This is a genomic window from Vibrio sp. B1FIG11, assembly GCF_905175335.1.
Lineage (GTDB): Bacteria > Pseudomonadota > Gammaproteobacteria > Enterobacterales > Vibrionaceae > Vibrio > Vibrio campbellii.
Genome location: NZ_HG992751.1, coordinates 1673763 through 1693014 on the forward strand (window position 1 = coordinate 1673763; position 19252 = coordinate 1693014).

Consider the following 19252-nt stretch of genomic DNA (forward strand, 5'->3'; position numbering starts at 1 on the left):
ATCAAATAGAAAGGATTCTTAAATGTCATATCAATTAATCGTGCTTGACGGTCCATCATGTGTGGGCAAAACACAGTTAGCGAAAGAACTACAAAAGCAACTATCTCACGAGGTTTGGTTGAATTTCTCAATCGATACAGTAGTTTATACGTTACCTCAGACAATCCTAGATGGTTGTAATTATGATAATAAGTGGGATACATTTGACCGTAATGCACTATTGGCGGGTACATTTTCGTGCGTACAAAGTTTAGTGAACTGCGGCAATAAGGTGATTTTTGATAATGTCGTCTCGACAGAACGTCGAGCAAATGAATTGTTAGGCTACCTAAATGAGTTTCGTGTTTTCTATGTAGGTTTAACTGCAGAGTGGAAGTGTTTAGAGCAGCGTGTGAATGCGCGCGAAGATCGAACATTGGCTGAAGTAAAGCATGGATATGAAACTACACCTAAACATCTTCCTTACGACATTCTAGTAGATACCACGCAATGTGATCCTGAATCACTTGCTAGAGAAGTTATCAAGGCAATGACACTCAAAGTTTAAAGTATGATCACATGTGGAAAATGAAACATAACAAATTGTTCAAGAGTGATTCGGCACGCGTGGCATTTTTACCATGCGTCAGGTTTAGCGGTTAAGGTGGTATGCGGAGGCCTTGGTATTGCGTGCCTCACACCTTAACAAGGCGTTAGTCGCCAGAAAAAGCTAGTAATCAAAATCATGTTTCTAAGCTCAGAATTTGGCGGATGATCGTTTGATACGCAGACGCGTCGTCGATGGTCAAAACTCTGTTTCAACTGTTTCAAGTCCCAAGTTTTGTAAATGTCCTAGCGGTTGTTTTGTTCTTTGGTGCTGGCAGTGCAGGGCAGTCGAGAGTCTGTTTTTGGTTGCAACTCTGCTCGGTGAGTTTGCTGGTTTAAAAGCTTATTTACTTGCTGAAAGGACGTTTTCTCTGGTGTTGTAAATTCCACGTGGTTTCAGTGGCTTTGTTGAAAGTCCGCACTGTGAGATTCGTTTTCCAAAAGCGCTTCTGGGCGTTGTCAGTCCGCTTTCTGCGGCGTTGTTTGTTCCAAGTGGTTTCATTGAATAGCCGCTTTGAGACTACGCCTGACTTAAATGCATCAAAGCACATAAAGTTTGTTGTTCGCAAAGTTTAGTTTGGCTTAAAATTGTCGCTCGGTGCCTCGCGACTAACAAACTGCTCAAGAGGGATTCGCAACGCGTGGCATTTTTACTATGCGTTGGTTTAAGTGATTAAGGTGGTATGCGGCGGCTTGGGTATTGCGTTGCTCACCCCTTAGCAGGGCGTTATGTGCCTTTCATATCGATCATAAATTCTCGAATCTTTGTCCATTATCATTGTTATATAAAATAAAATGTATATAAATGTCGTGCATATAAATTACATGGTGCTAGGAAAAATGCATGAGTGAACAATCTGTAATCACGATTCAAAGTGAAGAACAATTATTTGAGGTCCTTAAGGGTATCGACGAAGATATTCTTAATATAGAAGGAGCCAAACTACACTTTGATGGTTGGCCAACATTTAGATTGCGAGTTGTCGGTGAGGGTTACGATGCTACCATTACACCAGCTCTAATGAAGGGTTTCCTGGAATTACAAAGTGCCATTTATCGAAGCTATGCTATGGCTCGGTACAATACCCCTAAAGCAACAAAGCTTAATCAGTATGAGCGAGACCTTCTAACAATTAGAATCAAAGTTGAACAAGGCAGTTCATTATTTGGTATTGATTTCCAAGAAATTTTGGAGAACTTAGCTGGGGAATTAGTTGGAAAAATGGACGCAAAAACAATAGCTATTACAGTACTTGGATTCGCTGCCTTGTACTTCGCTGATTCAAGTTATAAAAGTTATCTTGACAGTCGTGTACAAACACGAATTCAAGAAGTACAAAGTGAAGAAAAGCGAGCGATGCTTGAGCAAATGAAGTTTGCTCAAGAGCAAGAGACAGAACGAGCGAAAATTATGGCTTCGATCGTTTCTCAGCAACCAAGGTTGCAGACTATTTCTCACTTTAGCAATGATGCTAAAGCTGAGCTTATAAAGCGCAGTGGCGATGCAACGTCTGTTGAGGTTCAGGGTGTTGTTATTGACGGAGAAAGTGCTACTGAATTAATGAAAAATGCGCGTAAAAAGTCTAACGCTATCCTGCTAGACGGCCAATATCGCATTCTATTTGTGGATTCTTCAAATCCAGAGTCATTCAAAGTTAAATTGAGAAGTCTCGACTCAAAAGATGAGTTTGTAGCTGTTGTTGAAGATACTACATTGGACCGCAAATTCTTAGTTGCGCTTCAGCAAGGCGAATGGTCTCGTGCACCAGTTAAGCTTCATATTGATGCAAGGGAAGCAAATGGTGAAATACGCCAAGCAAAAGTGACTTATGCAGAGATGCCAAAGTAAACGGCACATAACAATCTGTTTAAGAGTGATTCGCAACGCTTGGCATTTTTGCTATGCGTTGCGTTTTGTGTTTAGGGTGGTATGCGGCAGCATCGGTATTGCGTTGCTCACACCTTAACAGGGCGTTAAATTTGCCGAGCGAGCTCGGAGACACAGAATGCCTTACTTTTTTCACCCTTCCTTTCGGTCATTTTCTTGTATTGTTGGTGTATGCCAACACTACAAAGAGTGATGCATCAGCATTTCTCGGAATATCAGCAGACCCATAAACTCCCACTCTATCAACTTAAGGGTGTGAGTAGCCTATTGAAGTGCCGTACAGAAGCGATGGGTGGTCATGCGCTTTATTGTGAAGAAGGACATTTAAACGGCTACTGGTACAACAGTTGTGGTCATCGAAGTTGCCCGCAATGTGGAGCACTCAAGAAGGAACGTTGGCAGCGTAAAGTTGAGGGAATGTTGTTAGACATTCCCCATCATCACTGGGTTTTCACGCTTCCCCATGCTTTACATGACATCTGGTTTTACAACAGAGAAGCGTGTCAGAAGTTGCTGTTCGCAAGTGTACGCAAGACATTGCAAGTTTTGAGTGCTGATAAGCAGTATTTAGGGGCAACGCTTGGAGCGATATTGTCGCTTCACACTTGGGCGAGGAATTTAACGTTTCACCCTCACATTCATTGCTTGGTGACACACGGAGGTTTATCGAAAGATGGTTGGGTTGAACCGAAGCGGAAGATACAGTTTCCGGCGAAAGTGATGATGGAGTTGTTCCGAGGTAAGTATTTAGCGGGGATTAAGAAGTTACTTAATCTTGGGGAATTGGTTCGACCGGAGGGAATGAGTAAAGCCCAGTTATTGAGTTTGCTCAATCGCTGGGGCAGGCAGGCCTGGGTGGTCCATTGCACAAAGCGATATGAGCATGGGTCAGGGGTAGCGAAATACTTAGCGCGTTACCTACGGGGCGGCGCAATAAAGAACAGTCAGATATTAAAGTGCAACAACCGAGTAGTTAAGTACCGATATTGGTCTCATGAGCGTCAAAAGCAGGAGAGTCTCACTTTGTCATCGGAACAGTTCGTTGGTCGGTTGTTGCAACACATTGCGTTACCGTATAAATCTCAGTATCAGTTTATGGGGCTTTATCACAACCGGAGTCGAGAATCGCTGACACGAGCGAGAGTTTGCCATGGTCAGGGTGAGGTGGATTTGAAAAGTGAGTTCACTTGGCGTGATTTTTTATCGCAACAAGAGAAAGTGTCTTGTTGTAGTGAGTGTGGTGGCGCGTTGAGTAGGCTGAGGAAATTGAGTCGATGGGAGCTTGATTTTAAAAAATCTGAAATCAGATAGCGCAATCTTTGCAGGCGGTGGAGTAAGTTGTCGTGGGTGATGGTTGTTATTGGTAGTTTTGGTTTTAATGTTGAGTGATGAAATAGTCGATATAGCGCATGCGTAAGTGGATGAAATGGAGTGGATTAATGAATAGAATGGCCAAAGTATGGAGTGTCGCTCGGCCAATTTAACAGCGTTTGTTGGCTTCGGAGAGTCGGCAATTTAACAAGGCGTTTAAGAGTGATTCGTAACGCTTGGGCTTTTAGGCTTGAGGCGGGTTTTAGTGCCAGCGTTACTCACACCTTAACTTAGCGTTATGTAGCCGCGAGAGGGCGGTAAGTTAAAAGGATTTATATATGTTAAATATTCGCCAAGCTTGCATTGAAGATATCAGTGTTATCAAGAAACTACAGTTTCAGCTTAATGAGTATCATCAAGCAAATTTACCTGACGACTTTTTATCACCGGAAGAAATTGAACAAAAAATAGACCTACACAAGATAATCGAAAGTGAAAGCTCAATTTTTCTAGTAGCCGAAATCAATGGGCAGTTAGTAGGTTTGGTTTTTGGTGAGCTATGGGTCCGTAAGTCTTGGACACTCAAACAGCGAAAAATCGCAAGCATTGAACAAATAGTAGTGGATTCATGTTTTAGAGACCAAGGCATTGGACTGGCGCTAATAGAGGCATTTGAGGAAAGGGCTATTTCTAACGGCGGGGAAGAGCTGTGGTTAGAAGTATACTCTTTCAATGAATCAGCTCTAGCTTTGTATCGCAAAGTTGGTATTGCGCCCAAAATCCAACTTGGACAGAAAGCGCTAGCCTGAAAGTCGGCTACATAACAAATTGTTCAAGAGTGATTCAGCACGCGTGGCATTTTTACTATGCGTTAGTTTTAGTGGTTAAGGTGCTATGCGGAGGCTTCGGTATTGCGTGCCTCACACCTTAACAAGGCGTTAGCAATCAGGGAGAAATTGGAGTTGAGTGGTTATCAATCGAATTTAGAAAGTCAGCTGAACATGCTCAATGAGACTTGGGATTCATTAATAAGTAACGGAGTCACCAACGAAACAGAGTTAGTTCTAGAATTTAGCTACTTATGTCCAAATAAAGCATCAGCCATTCAACTAAACGATGCTCTCGAAAACTATGAGTCACTGATCAGAAGTGAAGGGTTTATTAACCGCTCATGGTTTGTTGAAGGATATTCTCACCCGACAACGGTAACCAAAGACATCCTTGCTCAATGGTTAGACTTTATGGTTACAAAAGGTTGGGAGTTTCAATGTACCTTTGATGGTTTTGGGGCTTCGTTTAGTTAAATTGCTAACAAACTGTTTAAGAGTGATTCGCAACGCGTGGCATTTTTACTATACGTTAGTTTTAGTGTTTATGGTGGTATGCGGTAGCATCGTTATTGCGTTGCTCACACCTTAACAGGGCGTTAGGTTTCAATTCAAATTCAGTAACTTACATAGAACTAGAAATATGACTTACAGTGTAGCTTGGACAACAGAAACAGCAGCTTTTATCGTTACTGATAGTGCTGTGACAAATCCAATCGATCATCATGATGGAATGTCAAATGGAACGACTTCATTTTGTGAAAGACAAGGGAGGTTAGATAGCGGAAATTATGTATACGAGAGGGCATATAAGATTTTTTCAAAATCTAATGTTGCTTACTCGTTAGCTGGTGATGCAAATTTTGGAACTGAATTTATAAATGATGTTGCGTTTCGTATTGAACTGGGATTTGACGTAGTGTCTTCGATTAGAGGAGCTATAGATAATTACCCTGATTTTAAACTCAAACCCTCAATCGAAGTTACTATTGCATTTTATGATGAACATCCGCAATTAATAACAGTTAAAAATACAAGATCAACTTATATCGAATTTGAAAATGGCTTGGTCCTTACCGGCTCACCAACAGAAGAGTTAATCGATTATACAAATACTTTCTATAATGTCTTTATGGAAGACTACCTTAAGATCCCTTTGGGTTCCGTAAGTGATGAAGAGTTATTGGTAAAAATGATTGCATTGCTGCAAAGCTATGGTATCCATAATTACACAATCGAAAATGGTATTGGTGGTGCATATACAGGGTTAAGTGTCACAGATTCTGGTGTAGAGTACCAGCCCGATATCTGCTACTTAATTTCTGGAGAAAATCCAGCTTTTGATAGCCAAAAGATAGCTGCTGTTAATGCCAATGAACACTCGGTTTGCATAATAAATACAGATATTTCCGATATCGTTATATCAAATAAAAATTCTGATGTGACTGAATCGACTCAGACCTCATTTTTAGATAGCTGTCGGAATAAGTTCGATTTTGGAGAGTATAAATATTTCATATTTATGAATATATACTGTCACGTTGTTTGCATCGTAGATATGAATTTTAGTAGACATCATTTACTACTGAGTCTAGACGTTCGAGAAGATAAACCGGGTACTTTAGGTTTAATTGTAAGCAATGATCTACAAATGATGCTAAATGATGGCTATCAGGTTCCTACTAATATTCAAGATACGACGTTCCATTGTATTCCGTTTATTCCTGCCCCTGAGGGAAAAGTTAACTTGGTTGAAAAAGAGCTTACCAAGTTAAGAGTGGGAAAAATAAGTGCACCAGCTGTACCGAAGTATAAATTCATCTTAATGGAGTCTGGAAGTCAGGTTGATTGGTATTATGGAAATGAAGATTCAATCTTTCCATTCTTAAAATACAATAAAGATCGAGAGTTTATTAGAATCGTAAATGTCTCGACCGATATGGTCGCATTGGAGTTTGAGAATGGGGATGTTATATTTCCAGACCTTGCTTTCCATGTTGATGAAGTATTTGTCAATATCGTAGATAAAGAAAGAAAGGAAGATATCTACATTTTTGACTTCTATCCAAACAATGGTGATGATGAGTTTCTGTTTGTTCACGTACTTGCCACAAACATCGATGATGCTTTGAACAAGGCGAAACAATCAGTTCATAGTGAATATGGTTACGAACCCACTTTGATTTTTTCGGGTAAACAATTTTATCATCCGAAGTATTTTTTCAGTGAATAGGTATCTGAAACCTAACAATCTGTTTAAGAGTGATTCGCAACGCTTGGCATTTTTGCTATGCGTTGCGTTTAGTGTTTAAGGTGGTATGCGGAAGCTTAGGTATTGCGTTGCTCACACCTTAACAGGGCGTTAGAAGCCACTCAAACTTAGGTAACTTAAAATGGCAATGGAATTATTTGTAGTTTTGGCATTAGAGACCTTGCCAAACACTTCTCAAATGAATGAACTGGCAGAGAAAGTATCGATTCCGATAGTTTATGAAGCTGGTATCGATCTTCAAGATATTAAGGGGTATCTGCCAGCCAAAGTAGCGGGTAGAAAGTCAGGTTTGGAAATTCATACATCTGCATATGACAAAGCCTCAATCAAATTGTCTTCTTTTGACGCACAGCAATACCAACAACCGGTGGTAGTTACTCTGAGGTGGGGAGGTGATTTCTCTGAAATGACATCAGCTCTTTCAACAGCGTATCTATTATCTGAGGGCTATAGTGCTACGACTTTTGAGCCCCAAACAAATACGTATTTGAGCACTACGGAACTGAAAACAAGTGTTTTTTCAATGCTAGATACTCTGAAGTGATGGCTTCTAACAAATTGTTCAAGAGTGATTCGGCACGCGTGGCATTTTTACCATGCGTTAGGTTTAGTGTTTAAGGTGGTATGCGGAGGCTTAGGTATTGCGTGCCTCACACCTTAACAAGGCGTTATTTCCGCAACGGATCTCTCAGGCTGGATGTACGTGGTTGTAGCCTAAGAGTGAAAGTGGCGGGGTAATAGGGTGGAAAAGCGGCGAAAAGGGCGAATATTGGTCATTTCCATGCTAACCTTAAAGCGCTTTAAGCGCACCTTAATATGGCGCAGCAATTAAAGAGTGACGCTAAAGCGATTTAAGGTAGTGAGCTGCCAAATACTTCGGCTTCGATTTTTGCCTGCATACCGAAAATTTCTCGTCATATCAAAAGATTAGGCGTAAACATAGCCGACTTTAGTTGCGGAATAACAAGACGTTCAAGCCGATTCGAAACGCATTGGGGTTTTAGTGCCCAAATAGGCACGGATTTATCAGAGTTTATTTTAGGTTAGGGTGGATCTGCGTCTCTCACACCTTAACTGCGCGTTAGTCGCCAGAAAAAGCCAGCAGTCAAAATCATGTTTCTGAGCTAAAAATTTGGCAGCGGTTTGTTTGGTACACAGATTCATCTTCGACGGTCAAAGCTCTGTTTCATCGGTTCTAAATCAATGCATTGCTATTTTCCAAGCGGTTGTTTCGTTCTTTGGTGGTGATAGAGCGGGGCAATCGAAAATCTGTTTTTGGTTGCAACTCCGCTCGGTGAGTTTGTTGGTACAAAAGCCAATTTACTCGCTGAAATGACGTTTTCTCTGGTGTGGTAAGTTCCACGTGGTTTCATTGAGTAGCCGCTTTGAGACTGAGCCTGACTTAAATGCATCAAAGCACATAAAGTTTGTTGTTCGCAAAGTTTAGTTCGGCTTAAAATTGTCGCTCGGTGCCTCGCGACTAACAAACTGCTCAAGAGGGATTCGCAACGCGTGGCATTTTTACTGTGCGTTGAATTTAGTGATTAAGGTGGTTTGCGGCGGCTTCGGTATTGCGTTGCTCACCCCTTAGCAGGGCGTTAGCAATAGTAGAATACGCTCTTGTGAATGCAAGGAAGAGGAGTGCTCGGAAAGATTGCTGCTAGACTTATCCTATTGAATAAAATTTATTGGCCTCAGTGCCATGTTGTTAGTTATTCAAATTGGTTAAAGCGGCGATGAATTATTCTCTATAGGATTTTACTAATGCAAACGAATACAAACGTGTTTTTACCCAAATGGCTGTGGATTGTCGTGATCGTTCAAATATCTTTGGTGACTTTCTTTTCATTAGGCACAGCATTTGAACCATCAAGTTTTTTGCCGAATGTGGAAAAGTTGAACTATGTAACACAATTATACATAACACGTAACTTAACAGCTGTTGTTGGATTGGTCGTTGCTGTTTTATTGCGCTCGCGCATTGCGTTGTTAACAATGCTAATTGTACGTTTGACGACAGATTTGTCGGATATTACATCCGTATTTCTGTTTGATGTCGAAGTTATCAAATCGAGCGTACCCATGGTGGTTATTTTGTTAGTTTTACCCGCGTTGGCTTCTGTATATTGGTTAGCGGTTCACAAGAAATAGAGTTGATTTGGAATGCCTCAAAAATATTGCTAACAAAATGTTTAAGAGGGATTCGCAACGCGTGGCATTTTTTCTATGCGTTGATTTTGGTGATTAAGGTGGTTTGCAGCAACATCAGTATTGCGTTGCTCACCCCTTAACATGGCGTTATGTCACTAATCCAATTAAGAGTAAGGAGTTTCGTATCAAAACATCTATCATTTTTGCGCTGATATTGGGTCTAGTCCCCTACGTACATGCATCTGATAACGCAACAAAACTTGCATGTATGGCTGGTGCTTCAGCTGATGTAGATGGGGCTAACAGTTATCGGAGTGACGCTTCAGGGATTAGATTTTTATTAACTCTCTATAAAAATAATGGTGCTATCACTTCAATCGACCTCAAACATACAGGGGGTATGGAGGCTATGCCCAAGGTAGCATTTGATTGCATTGGTGATAGCGATATCTACTCTTGTTCAAATCTTAGTAGCACCATTTGGTATTACCCTGAAAAGAGTCATGGTGTCTATGCATCTCTTGGAATTCGCCCGATTTTCGAGGAGAAACGAGCAAACACAGGCGGTATATATAATTATTCCTGCTCAACATTCTAAAAATAGAGTTTCTTACCCATCGTGACATAACAAGGCGTTTAAGGCGGATTCACAACGCTTGGCGATTTCAGTTTCAGTCAGGGTTAAGTGTTTAAGGCACAATGGTTTAGGCTGGGTGGTTGGCGTTGTTCACCACTTAACGCAGCGTTATGTGATTAGGAGAATTATGAGCTCTGAAGTATTAAAAAAAGCAATAGAGTTTGCCAATGAACATGTAGTTCAATTGGAGATGCAAAATAACTATAAGTATCATGCATATTCGGTTGGGTTGTATTGTTCTTTGATCGAGTTATCTCAATCATTTGAAGTGCTTACAAGAGACTATGTTCATACAGGTGCTCTTGTGTTGTTTAGATCGTTTATGGAGCATTACGTAGACCTTAAAAACTTGCGGAACAGTGAAAGCTATGTTGATGTTCTTGACTTGGATAATGGAAGCTCTCATCTAAAGCAATTGAAGCAAGCGAAAGATGGAAACCCATACTTTTCGTCGCTGGTCTATCTTGCTGATAAGGAGATACCTCGAATCCAAGAGGAAAATAAAAAACTGGCTGAAAAGCTCGGTAAAAAGAAATATTCGGTTTTAGATAAGTTTCAACTGGCTGGCATGGAAAATGAGTACAAAGGTTTATATGCATACTTGTGTTCTGAAGCTCATAGTTCGTTAAGTAGCATCGTTAAACGACACTTTCGCAAAGACGACGCAAAGGATCATGTTGAGTTAGTAGTGCATGCATCTGAACCTTGTGAAAGCGACATATTCTATGTGGCAAATATGGCTTTATATCTTAGTCATGCGGGCAGTTTAGTGTGTGAAATCTTAGATAGCGATATTAAGTCTAAGTTTGACGAGCATACTCAGAGTATCCAAGACTCCGCAAGTAAAATCACATAACAAACTGTTCAAGAGTGATTCGCAACGCGTGGCATTTTTACTATGCGTTGAATTTAGTGATTAAGGTGGTATACGACGGCATCGGCATTGCGTTGCTCACACCTTAACAGGGCGTTAGCTTTACTCGGAGGTACAATGGAATTACCAACATTTAAGTATCATCCAGATCCAATAAAAACGGGAGCTATAGAAGTTACAGATGCAAATTGTGAATGTTGTGGTGTCAGTCGTGGCTACAGGGCAACTTCTACTATTTACTCTGAACATGACGTAGAAACTATTTGTCCTTGGTGCATTTCTGATGGCTCGGCGGCGGAGAAATTTGACGGAGAGTTTGCTGATCCACATCCATTGATGAAAGCTGGACTTGATAAGTCTGTGGTAAAGGAAGTTTGCGAGAGAACTCCAAGCTATATTTCATGGCAGCAAGAAGTGTGGCTATCGCACTGTGGCGATGCTTGTGAGTTTCATGGAGATGCAGAAAAGTCTGATCTATTACAGGTAAAAGGCGCTGAATTAGAGGTTTTACTAAACGATCAGCTAATAGGTAGTAATGAGTGGCATCAAATAGTCACTTACTATGAAAAAGGTGGAAATCCAGCAATCTACAAATTCAAGTGTAGATCATGTGGCATATTTACTTATTCGCTGGACTTTGCGTAAAGCTAACAAACTGTTTAAGAGTGATTCGCAACGCGTGGCATTTTTACTATGCGTTGCGTTTGGTGTTTAAGGTGGTATGCGGCGGCATTGGTATTGCGTTGCTCACACCTTAACAGGGCGTTAGTACGGGTTTGGCATTAAAGGTCATAAGCTTTGGTGTTTATCTGTTTTGGCGCTCGTGTTTACACCTTTCAGTTAGTGCCTTTCACGTTCTTTCCGGTGGCACTATATGCGAAGTGTTCGCTTTGATTTCACCGTTTACGGTTTCTAACCCTTAGCCTATTTCTTTGGCGCTTCTTCATTTTCGTGGTGGCTTTTGAGAGAACCTTGATTACTTTTGGTGTGGCTGTTGAAGTACGAGGAAAGAATCCTTTTCTAATTTGAAGTCAGTAAAAGCAGGGCAGTTCAGTGCGTTTTTCTTCTAGCCAACTCTCGTCTCTCAATGGCGGTAAAGTTTTGTAGCTGCCCGTCTCACTTCAGTGTTCAAAGCCTTTCATATCATGCCAGTTTTCAATATCTTGGAGCGCACAAATAGAAGTAGCGCATGTACTAACAAATTGCTTAAGAGTGATTCGTAACGCGTGGCATTTTTACTTTGCGGTGGCTTAGGGTGATTAAGGCGCTGTGCGGTAGCTTTTGTATTGCGTTACTCACACCTTAGCAAGGCGTTATATGCAGTCAGTAGGTAGGTTTATGTCAGAGAAAAAATGGTCACAAGTAGACAAGGCGTATACATTCTTCCTTGAGTGTTTTAAGTCTGGGCACGAGTTCACGTTAGATGAATTAGCTGAAAAGACAGGTTGGAGTGTATCTACAGTAAAAACGTATTTACGTAAAAAATGGGTCTCATTGCTGGAGCGAACGAACAATGGTTATAAGGTCACAGAAGTTATCACAACTTTTAACTCAACTACTTTTCGTCAACACCAAAGCCAAAAAGACGAGGTAGATAAGTACCTTCACCAGATCATGTTAGAAAAGGCTATCTCGGCGTGTATCTCAGCGATAGAAATATATAACAAACCTAATTTTCAGCATCGAGAAGAGACTTTCTCAATTCTAATGACAAATGCATGGGAACTTCTTCTAAAGTCTAAATTGGTAAAGGATGGTGCTGACAATCCTGAGTCCATTCATATTTTTAATAAGGGGCAAGCTGTAATATCCCCAAGCGGTAACCCAAAAACGATTTCATTGGGCGCAGCCCTGAATCGTTTACTAGCCAATGGTGCTATCCCAAAGGTGGTCGGAGATAACATTCGATTGTTAATGAATATCCGAGATGACTCGGTACATTTCGTCTGTGGTGACCTTGAGTTGAGCACTAGTATCCAAGAAATTGGCACAGCATCACTGAAAAACTTCATGACTCTTGCGATGAACTGGTTCCACCATGACTTTAGTCGGTACAACTTCTACCTCATGCCCGTATCATTTTTCCATCTTTCAGATGTTGCTAGCTTTAGCGTGGATAGTGAGGTTAAGTCAAATCTCTTGAAGTATCTGAAAGACATTGAGAAAGACCATGAGCACGACAAAGATGCGAACTATGCAATATCGTTGAAACTTCATACTAAGTTGGTAAAAACGACAAATGATGAAGCCTTACAAGTGCGCCTAACTAATGACCCTGATGCTCCGGAAATTGTTCTTTCCGAAGAAGATGCTCTGAAAAACTATCCACACGATTACTACGAGCTGCTGGAAATACTCAAGGCACGCTATACGAACTTTAAGCAAAATAAAGTCTTTCATGACCAAATGAGAACGTTAAAAACTGAAGGTGAGAGATACTGTAAACTGCGTCGATTAGATCCTGACAATCCTAAAAGTATTAGTAAAACTTTCTATCACAACAGGGTCATCGACCAGTTTGACCAGTGGTACGAAAGGGTTCGGGTGAAATAAGCATATAACAAGCAATTTAAGAGGGATTCACAACGCTTGGCATTTTTGCTTCTACTTCAAGTTTAGTGTTTATGGCACAATGTTTTAGGTTGGGTGGAGGCGTTGTTCACCCCTTAATTGGGCGTTATAGCTCAGGTCAGATTTACTGCTCCAAAAATTATAGCTACGTTAATCACGTATAGTTTTGCTATCTGTACGTTACTTGCGTATACTTTGCGTATGAAAAGTGTATTTGTCGAATCAACCATATTTGAAAAGTACCGTAATGAATATCTCAGCGATGATGAGTTTAGGCTTTTTCAAGCAGAGTTAATGTCTAACCCGAAGCAGGGTGACGTGATTCAAGGTACAGGTGGTTTGCGAAAGATTCGAGTTGCAAGTAAAGGTAAGGGCAAACGTGGTGGTTCTCGTGTTATCTATTACTTCCTCGATGAAAAGCGTCGTTTCTACTTGCTGACGATTTACGGCAAGAATGAAATGTCCGACTTAACCGCAGACCAAAAGAAACAACTAAAGGCTTTTATGGAGGCGTGGCGTAATGAGCAATCGTGATTTATTTGCAGAGTTAAGTTCAGCACTTGTTGAGGCTAAAGAGCATTCAGAGGGCAAGCTTACCCTTAAAACTCATCAAGTTAACGACATCAGTGAGTTAAATATCTCACCTGATGAAATCGTGAGTATTCGAGAGCAATTTAATATGTCTCGTGGTGTGTTTGCTCGTTTGTTGCACACATCATCTCGTACGTTAGAAAACTGGGAACAAGGGCGTAGCGCACCAAATGGGCAAGCAGTAACCCTTCTAAAGTTGGTTCAGCGTCACCCAGAAACTCTGTCGCACATCGCTGAGCTATAACAATCTGTTTAAGAGTGATTCGCAACGCGTGGCATTTTCACTATGCGTTGCGTTTAGTGTTTAAGGTGGTATGCGGCGGCTTCGGTATTGCGTTGCTCACACCTTAACAGGGCGTTATAGCGCAGGAGGAAATAATGCGTAAGACTATCAGTGTTACAGATAAAGAAGAGGTCGCAGCTCTAAAACGGCTGGTCATGGATTCAATCGATAAATCTGTGGAACAAATCCGCACTGAACGAGATGCATACGGGTTGTTTTCAAAAATGAAGTTTGGTGGTGTAGGGTTTGATCCGCTGGATTCTGATCGTGAGTTAAATGTAATTGAACAAATTAATCAATCATTTACTTACTTAGCGTCATTTAACGCAATGGAGGTCTTGTTTAAGTATCACTCTGAACTAGCTCCATATACTCTAAATTTAGGTACAGCGCCTGGCTCAGATATTGAGTCAAATTGTGGAACTTTAGCGGCTGAAGTTTTTGCGTCAGTTACACCAAGCAATAATCAAAAACTCAAAAAAGATATCGACAAGGTTGCAGCTACAGATGCCCAGCTAAAGTATGCATTTTTTATGTGTCCAAATTTTGAATATGGACGTCAGGCTAAGTTTGAGCGTGATGGTGTAATGGTATGGGCGCTTGAAGGTGCCAATGCGCTATAACAAGGCGTTTAAGACGGATTCCCAACGCTCGGCATTTTCGGTTTGATTCAGCTTTAGTGTTTACGGCACAATGGTTTAGGGTTGGTGGTCTGCGTTGCTCACCACTTAACGCGGCGTTAGCTGAACTAGCGGTAGTATTTGATTTATAAAGTAATTTTGGAGTGTAGTTTGAAAAGCATTGATGTATTTAACATCATCTCGTTTGAGATGTTTTATCGTTGTCTCGATAATTTTCCAGCACCAACGTTTATTTCTAGATCTGATGTGGCGAGTGAAGTCCATAACTATATCTCAGGTCTTTCGAATGCACCGAGCTTACAAGTATTAGATGAAAAAGTTTTTCACACAGGACTTTGGTTGCGGGATGAAGGTTACGTAACTGATAAAGGCAGTGCAGGGGAAGGATTCAGTTTCGTCCTGTCTGAAAGAGGGCTGGCTGCTCTAAATACAAAGCCTAGTTCCTTGAGTGGTGGTGAGTCCTTTGGGGATGAGATATCTAAAGGCTTGAGAGATATTTCGGTTGGTGTTGCTTCTGGGCTTATGATCGAATTTTTCAAACCGTTCAGCTAACAAACTGTTCAAGAGGGATTCGCAACGCGTGGCATTTTCACTATGCGTTGGTTTTAGTGTTTAAGGTGGTATGCGGCGGCATCGGTATTGCGTTGCTCACCCCTTAACAGGGCGTTAAATTTCAGGAGAGTATTGTGGATAAAGAGTTAATTATTGATAGATTGAATACATTCAAAGAACGATTAATTGGTGAAGTCTTAAGTGCTTATCAGACTAGAGGTCGCTCTTACGGAAATGATAGGTTTAGCACGTGGAGGCGGAAGTTTTCACAGTTTCTTGATGAGGTATTACCTGGAGAAAGTTCAACACTAAATGTAAAGTTGACTCACTATGCTTATGTGTCACGCCATGGCGAAAATGATGCTCAAAGATTTTGGCGTGAAGATGGTGAAAATATGGAGTCATACATTGATTCTCTTATTCTTGACATACAAAATGATGAATACGACCTTCAAGAATATGACACAGAACCTTCTATAGCAGTCGCCCCTGATGATAAACCTAAAAATAAAGTATTTATCGTCCATGGTCATAATGGTGAAGCAAAAGAAAGAACGGCAAGGTTTATCGAAAAACTAGGTTTTGAAGCAATAATACTCCATGAACAAGCTAGTAAAGGCATGACTATTATTGAAAAAATAGACAAATACTCCAATGAGGTGGGATTTGGAATAGTCCTGTATACACCAGATGATATGGGTAATGTTAAGTCAGAAGCTGAATCTGGTGAGTTGAAGTATAGAACGCGGCAAAACGTAGTTTTTGAACATGGCTTTTTAATTGGTAAGCTTGGACGTAAAAATGTAGCACCGTTAGTTGAGGGCGCTATTGAGCTACCGAACGATATTAGTGGTGTTGTCTATATCAGTGATAGTGACTGGCAGGCTGATATTGCAAAGGAAATGAAGTCTGCTGGCTACGATATAGATTTCAACAAACTCTTCTAAAATTGAAATTTAACAAACTGTTTAAGAGTGATTCGCAACGCGTGGCATTTTTACTATGCGTTGGCTTTAGTGTTTAAGGTGGTATGCGGCGGCATCGGTATTGCGTTGCTCACACCTTAACAGGGCGTTATGTATTATCCAAAAATTAGAGTATGGAGTTGGTTAAATGAATGAGCAGTTGGCATCTTTTGTTGGTGACGCGGTTTTAAATAATTGGTTGTCATTGATTTCATTGGCTGTCACCTTTTGTGCTGGTTTAGTCGCTCTAACTTGGTTTGTATCAAACCTCGTCCACAAGCATGAAATTCGTCTTCTAGAGCTTCAATTGGCTCATCAGAAAGACCAGTTTTCTCAGTTCGAGACGATCGTAAACCAGCGTGTTGATGCTTTGAAAGAGCAGGCGAGTCTTGTTGAAGATGCTATTGAGAATGATAATGGAAAGCATGACTTACCTAATGTAAATAAAGAAATCATGTTCTCAAAAGAACTGATAGTGTCCGAAGAAAAAGAATCAAGCATGTCAGCTTTCTTGAAAAATACCGAAGCATTGAGTGGGTTGCTTTCATCGATCATGCGCGTCATGTAATACATAACAATCTGTTTAAGAGTGATTCGCAACGCTTGGCATTTTTGCTATGCGTTGCGTTTAGTGTATAAGGTGGTATGCGGGAGCTTCGGTATTGCGTTGCTCACACCTTAACAGGGCGTTAGGCAAAGGACGGAAAAATTCTTTGTTCTAATCTTCTTACTCCCTTTGGCCTTCATTTTCCTTAGTCGGCAATTCAGCATTGTCGGCTTAAATTCTTGAACCTCTCCAACCGTAAAACATGCCAAATTTCGTGGGCTGCCTCATTGGGTTTCAGTGTCAGTCGGTGGTGAGCTTCACTGGCTCAAAGTGTGGAAAGGGCAAGTTAATGGAGGCTTTCGTTATTGCTGTCACTTCGCAGCTTTGAATTTCTCAGGTTCAAAAGCTACTTTTTCGCTGAAAGGCTGTGTTTCGTGAACGTTGAAAGTTAGGCTGTAACATAGTGGCTTTAGTAATTCTTGAATCACAAAAAGTCAGTGGGTGATTGGTTGCTTATCGCGTTTAAGGTATTCTGTTTTTAAACCAAGTTAGTGAGTACACAGAAAATTTGCCTAACAAACAATTCAAGCTGATTCGCAACGCTCGGCGCTTTCGGTTTCAAATTGTTTGGTGATTACGGTGAAGTGCTCAGGCCATGTGGCAGCGTTGCTCACAACTTAATTGGGCGTTATGTTTACTTGTATTTCAAAGGCTTAAAGGTCTTAGGCTCTAGTTCTTTGTCCCTCAGGCAATTCGTCCCTAGTAGACTCAGCAAATCAGTATTGTCGGCCTAAGTTCTTGAATCTTTCAGCCCGTAAAATATGCTAATGTTCGTGGGTTGCTTCATTGTCAGGTGCTGGCGGTCGGCTTTTGGTTTAACTGGCTCAAAGTCGCTTTTAGGTTCTTAGCCAATCAGCATTTCAGTTTGGCAGTTGCCTCGGCAATTCAATACTGTTTTGCGCTTTGGTTGGAAAGACAAGGCGCTTGTTGTTACTTGGCAGGGTTGCCTCATTGGGCAGGGAAGTGGACTTACTCGTTTTAGGTTGGTCGCTTTTGGTGGCCAAGTTGGTTCTTGCCTTGTGGTTTGCTTCAGAAAACTAGTTAGAAATAGCAGTTCTTTCTCAAGTAAATCATATGTTTGTGGTAAAACATAACAAGCAATTTAAGAGGGATTCACAACGCTTGGCACTTTTGCTTCTACTTCAAGTTTAGTGTCGATGGCACAATGCTTTAGGTTTGGGTGGAGGCGTTGTTCACCCCTTAATTGGGCGTTAGCTGACAAGCGTCCATGCTAGAGTAATCCGTTATTCGATTCCGTACTCAGCTTTTAACGACTTCACAATGAATTTTGCGTTATATGTAAATACATTCGCAGGTCGTTCCTTAAACATCACAATTGTGTTTGTATTGCTAGGTTTGGAAATTGCGTATGTTTGACCACCACTAAACGTAGTCGTAGCTGTACCAGTTGCAAAGTTACCAAAACTTGAAACGTTTGCGGTTGTATGACTTGTTTTTGGAGTTGTATAGGTACTATTTGTTGTGTAGCTATCACTATCAATAATGGTAAAAAACTCATAACCATTACTTACAGTAAGCTCTGCTGAACGTAGCATAGTGAAAGCTGCTGCTCTCTTTTTGCTTGTGTAGCCATTTCCTTCAAAACTTACTACAAAAACGTTTTCGTCGAGTTGTGTTTCTGAGTAGCCGCCAGTGAAACCTTGGTTTTGATATGCTGTAGCACAGCCGCCAAGAGAAAGTAGAATTGTTGCGCCAACAAGGAAGTTTTTTATGCTCATAATTTAGTATGGTTTGTTTTAAAGGGCGCGTAAGATACTGCTTTTGAGTGGGATTATATATTGAAAAAGTTTTATCCTCACGACAGGTGTGGCTTATCAGCTAACAAACTGTTCAAGAGGGATTCGCAACGCGTGGCATTTTCACTATGCGTTGGTTTTAGTGTTTAGGGTGGTATGCGGCGGCTTTGGTATTGCGTTGCTCACCCCTTAACAGGGCGTTATGCTCTTTGGAGGAAAAATGGATATCAAACTTGGCATTGCGATAGTTTCTTCTATTACTGCGATTATTCTGGCTATCTTGAATTATCGGTTAGGTCGACGAAGCAACAAAAGCTCAAAGAAAACTGAAGTCAGAGCTCAATCATACATCGATTTTTTGCGTGCTGTTGCTGAACTTGCTCAAATTCGAGATGAAAGCCAACGTAGTGAAAAGTTAGCGCAACTCGCAGATGCTAAGGCAAGGATTGCAGTATACGGTGACAAACTAGTAGTTAAAGCTCTTGCACAACATGATCGCTCTCATAAGGTGCTAAATAGTGAGGAATCTTTTAATTCCTTTATGTTGGTTGTTGCTGAGATGCGCAAAGATGCGTTGGCAAAGTCGCTTGATGCTGACCTAGATGATCTGAAACAAATCTTGTTTGGTACTAGTTGAGGCACAAGCATAACAAACTGTTTAAGAGTGATTCGCAACGCGTGGCATTTTCACTATGCGTTGGTTTTAGTGTTTAAGGTGGTATACGGCGGCTTCGGTATTG

At 41.0% G+C, this 19252-nt stretch carries 20 protein-coding genes and 1 pseudogene; 20 read left to right on the plus strand and 1 reads right to left on the minus strand.

Features of this window, described 5'->3' with window-relative positions; translation table 11 throughout:
- Positions 1 to 22 precede the first annotated feature (22 nt).
- The 19 genes and pseudogenes from KHO06_RS07760 (at position 23) to KHO06_RS07910 (ending at position 16716) form a co-directional block, all read left to right on the plus strand.
- A complete protein-coding gene (locus KHO06_RS07760) occupies positions 23 to 547 on the plus strand; it encodes an AAA family ATPase (RefSeq protein ID WP_060531596.1) in 525 nt (174 codons plus the stop codon).
- A gap of 882 nt (positions 548 to 1429) precedes the next feature.
- Positions 1430 to 2434, plus strand: coding sequence for a hypothetical protein (locus KHO06_RS07770; protein WP_203535011.1), 1005 nt, complete (start codon positions 1430 to 1432; stop codon positions 2432 to 2434).
- A gap of 210 nt (positions 2435 to 2644) precedes the next feature.
- Positions 2645 to 3784, plus strand: a complete 1140-nt coding sequence (locus tag KHO06_RS07780) for an IS91 family transposase (protein ID WP_212582358.1) — start codon at positions 2645 to 2647, stop codon at positions 3782 to 3784.
- Positions 3785 to 4122: 338 nt separating this feature from the next.
- Positions 4123 to 4593, plus strand: a complete 471-nt coding sequence (locus tag KHO06_RS07785) for a GNAT family N-acetyltransferase (RefSeq protein WP_038888886.1) — start codon at positions 4123 to 4125, stop codon at positions 4591 to 4593.
- A 153-nt stretch (positions 4594 to 4746) separates the two neighbouring features.
- Complete coding sequence (locus KHO06_RS07795) at positions 4747 to 5088, plus strand: hypothetical protein (RefSeq protein ID WP_009696098.1); 342 nt, start codon at positions 4747 to 4749, stop codon at positions 5086 to 5088.
- A 166-nt stretch (positions 5089 to 5254) separates the two neighbouring features.
- Positions 5255 to 6844: a hypothetical protein gene (locus KHO06_RS07805; RefSeq protein WP_212582360.1), complete on the plus strand. Its 1590-nt coding sequence runs from the start codon at positions 5255 to 5257 to the stop codon at positions 6842 to 6844.
- 160 nt (positions 6845 to 7004) lie between these two features.
- Positions 7005 to 7427: a hypothetical protein gene (locus tag KHO06_RS07815; RefSeq protein ID WP_212582361.1), complete on the plus strand. Its 423-nt coding sequence runs from the start codon at positions 7005 to 7007 to the stop codon at positions 7425 to 7427.
- 1220 nt (positions 7428 to 8647) lie between these two features.
- Entirely contained in the window at positions 8648 to 9034 is a 387-nt protein-coding gene (locus KHO06_RS07830) for a hypothetical protein (RefSeq protein ID WP_212582362.1), read from the plus strand.
- A 103-nt stretch (positions 9035 to 9137) separates the two neighbouring features.
- Positions 9138 to 9632 (plus strand): hypothetical protein, encoded by a 495-nt coding sequence (locus KHO06_RS07840; RefSeq protein ID WP_212582489.1) that lies wholly within the window; start codon positions 9138 to 9140, stop codon positions 9630 to 9632.
- A gap of 166 nt (positions 9633 to 9798) precedes the next feature.
- A complete protein-coding gene (locus KHO06_RS07845) occupies positions 9799 to 10527 on the plus strand; it encodes a DUF5677 domain-containing protein (RefSeq protein ID WP_212582364.1) in 729 nt (242 codons plus the stop codon).
- A 135-nt stretch (positions 10528 to 10662) separates the two neighbouring features.
- Positions 10663 to 11190 carry a CbrC family protein gene (locus KHO06_RS07855; RefSeq protein WP_045374755.1) on the plus strand — a complete coding sequence of 176 codons (528 nt, stop codon included), beginning with the start codon at positions 10663 to 10665 and terminating at the stop codon, positions 11188 to 11190.
- Between the two features lie 693 nt (positions 11191 to 11883).
- On the plus strand, positions 11884 to 13098 hold the full coding sequence (locus KHO06_RS07865; protein ID WP_212582366.1) for a DUF3644 domain-containing protein: 1215 nt from the start codon (positions 11884 to 11886) through the stop codon (positions 13096 to 13098).
- Between the two features lie 219 nt (positions 13099 to 13317).
- Complete coding sequence (locus tag KHO06_RS07870; protein ID WP_012600340.1) at positions 13318 to 13650, plus strand: type II toxin-antitoxin system RelE/ParE family toxin; 333 nt, start codon at positions 13318 to 13320, stop codon at positions 13648 to 13650.
- Positions 13637 to 13951, plus strand: coding sequence for a DNA-binding transcriptional regulator (locus KHO06_RS07875; RefSeq protein ID WP_017049537.1), 315 nt, complete (start codon positions 13637 to 13639; stop codon positions 13949 to 13951). The genes KHO06_RS07870 and KHO06_RS07875 overlap by 14 nt, the downstream gene beginning before the upstream one ends.
- Before the next feature lie 134 nt (positions 13952 to 14085).
- A complete protein-coding gene (locus KHO06_RS07885; RefSeq protein WP_212582367.1) occupies positions 14086 to 14613 on the plus strand; it encodes a hypothetical protein in 528 nt (175 codons plus the stop codon).
- Between the two features lie 168 nt (positions 14614 to 14781).
- On the plus strand, positions 14782 to 15183 hold the full coding sequence (locus KHO06_RS07890) for a hypothetical protein (RefSeq protein ID WP_212582368.1): 402 nt from the start codon (positions 14782 to 14784) through the stop codon (positions 15181 to 15183).
- 4 nt (positions 15184 to 15187) lie between these two features.
- A pseudogene (locus tag KHO06_RS07895) lies at positions 15188 to 15290 on the plus strand (DUF3265 domain-containing protein).
- 27 nt (positions 15291 to 15317) lie between these two features.
- Positions 15318 to 16130 carry a nucleotide-binding protein gene (locus KHO06_RS07900; protein ID WP_244858388.1) on the plus strand — a complete coding sequence of 271 codons (813 nt, stop codon included), beginning with the start codon at positions 15318 to 15320 and terminating at the stop codon, positions 16128 to 16130.
- 166 nt (positions 16131 to 16296) lie between these two features.
- Entirely contained in the window at positions 16297 to 16716 is a 420-nt protein-coding gene (locus tag KHO06_RS07910; protein ID WP_212582369.1) for a hypothetical protein, read from the plus strand.
- A 1283-nt stretch (positions 16717 to 17999) separates the two neighbouring features.
- Here KHO06_RS07910 and KHO06_RS07920 read toward each other — a convergent pair.
- Positions 18000 to 18494, minus strand: coding sequence for a hypothetical protein (locus tag KHO06_RS07920; RefSeq protein WP_212582370.1), 495 nt, complete (start codon positions 18492 to 18494; stop codon positions 18000 to 18002).
- Positions 18495 to 18732: 238 nt separating this feature from the next.
- On the opposite strand from KHO06_RS07920, the gene KHO06_RS07930 reads away from it, so the two are divergent.
- Entirely contained in the window at positions 18733 to 19149 is a 417-nt protein-coding gene (locus tag KHO06_RS07930) for a hypothetical protein (RefSeq protein WP_212582371.1), read from the plus strand.
- Positions 19150 to 19252 lie beyond the last annotated feature (103 nt).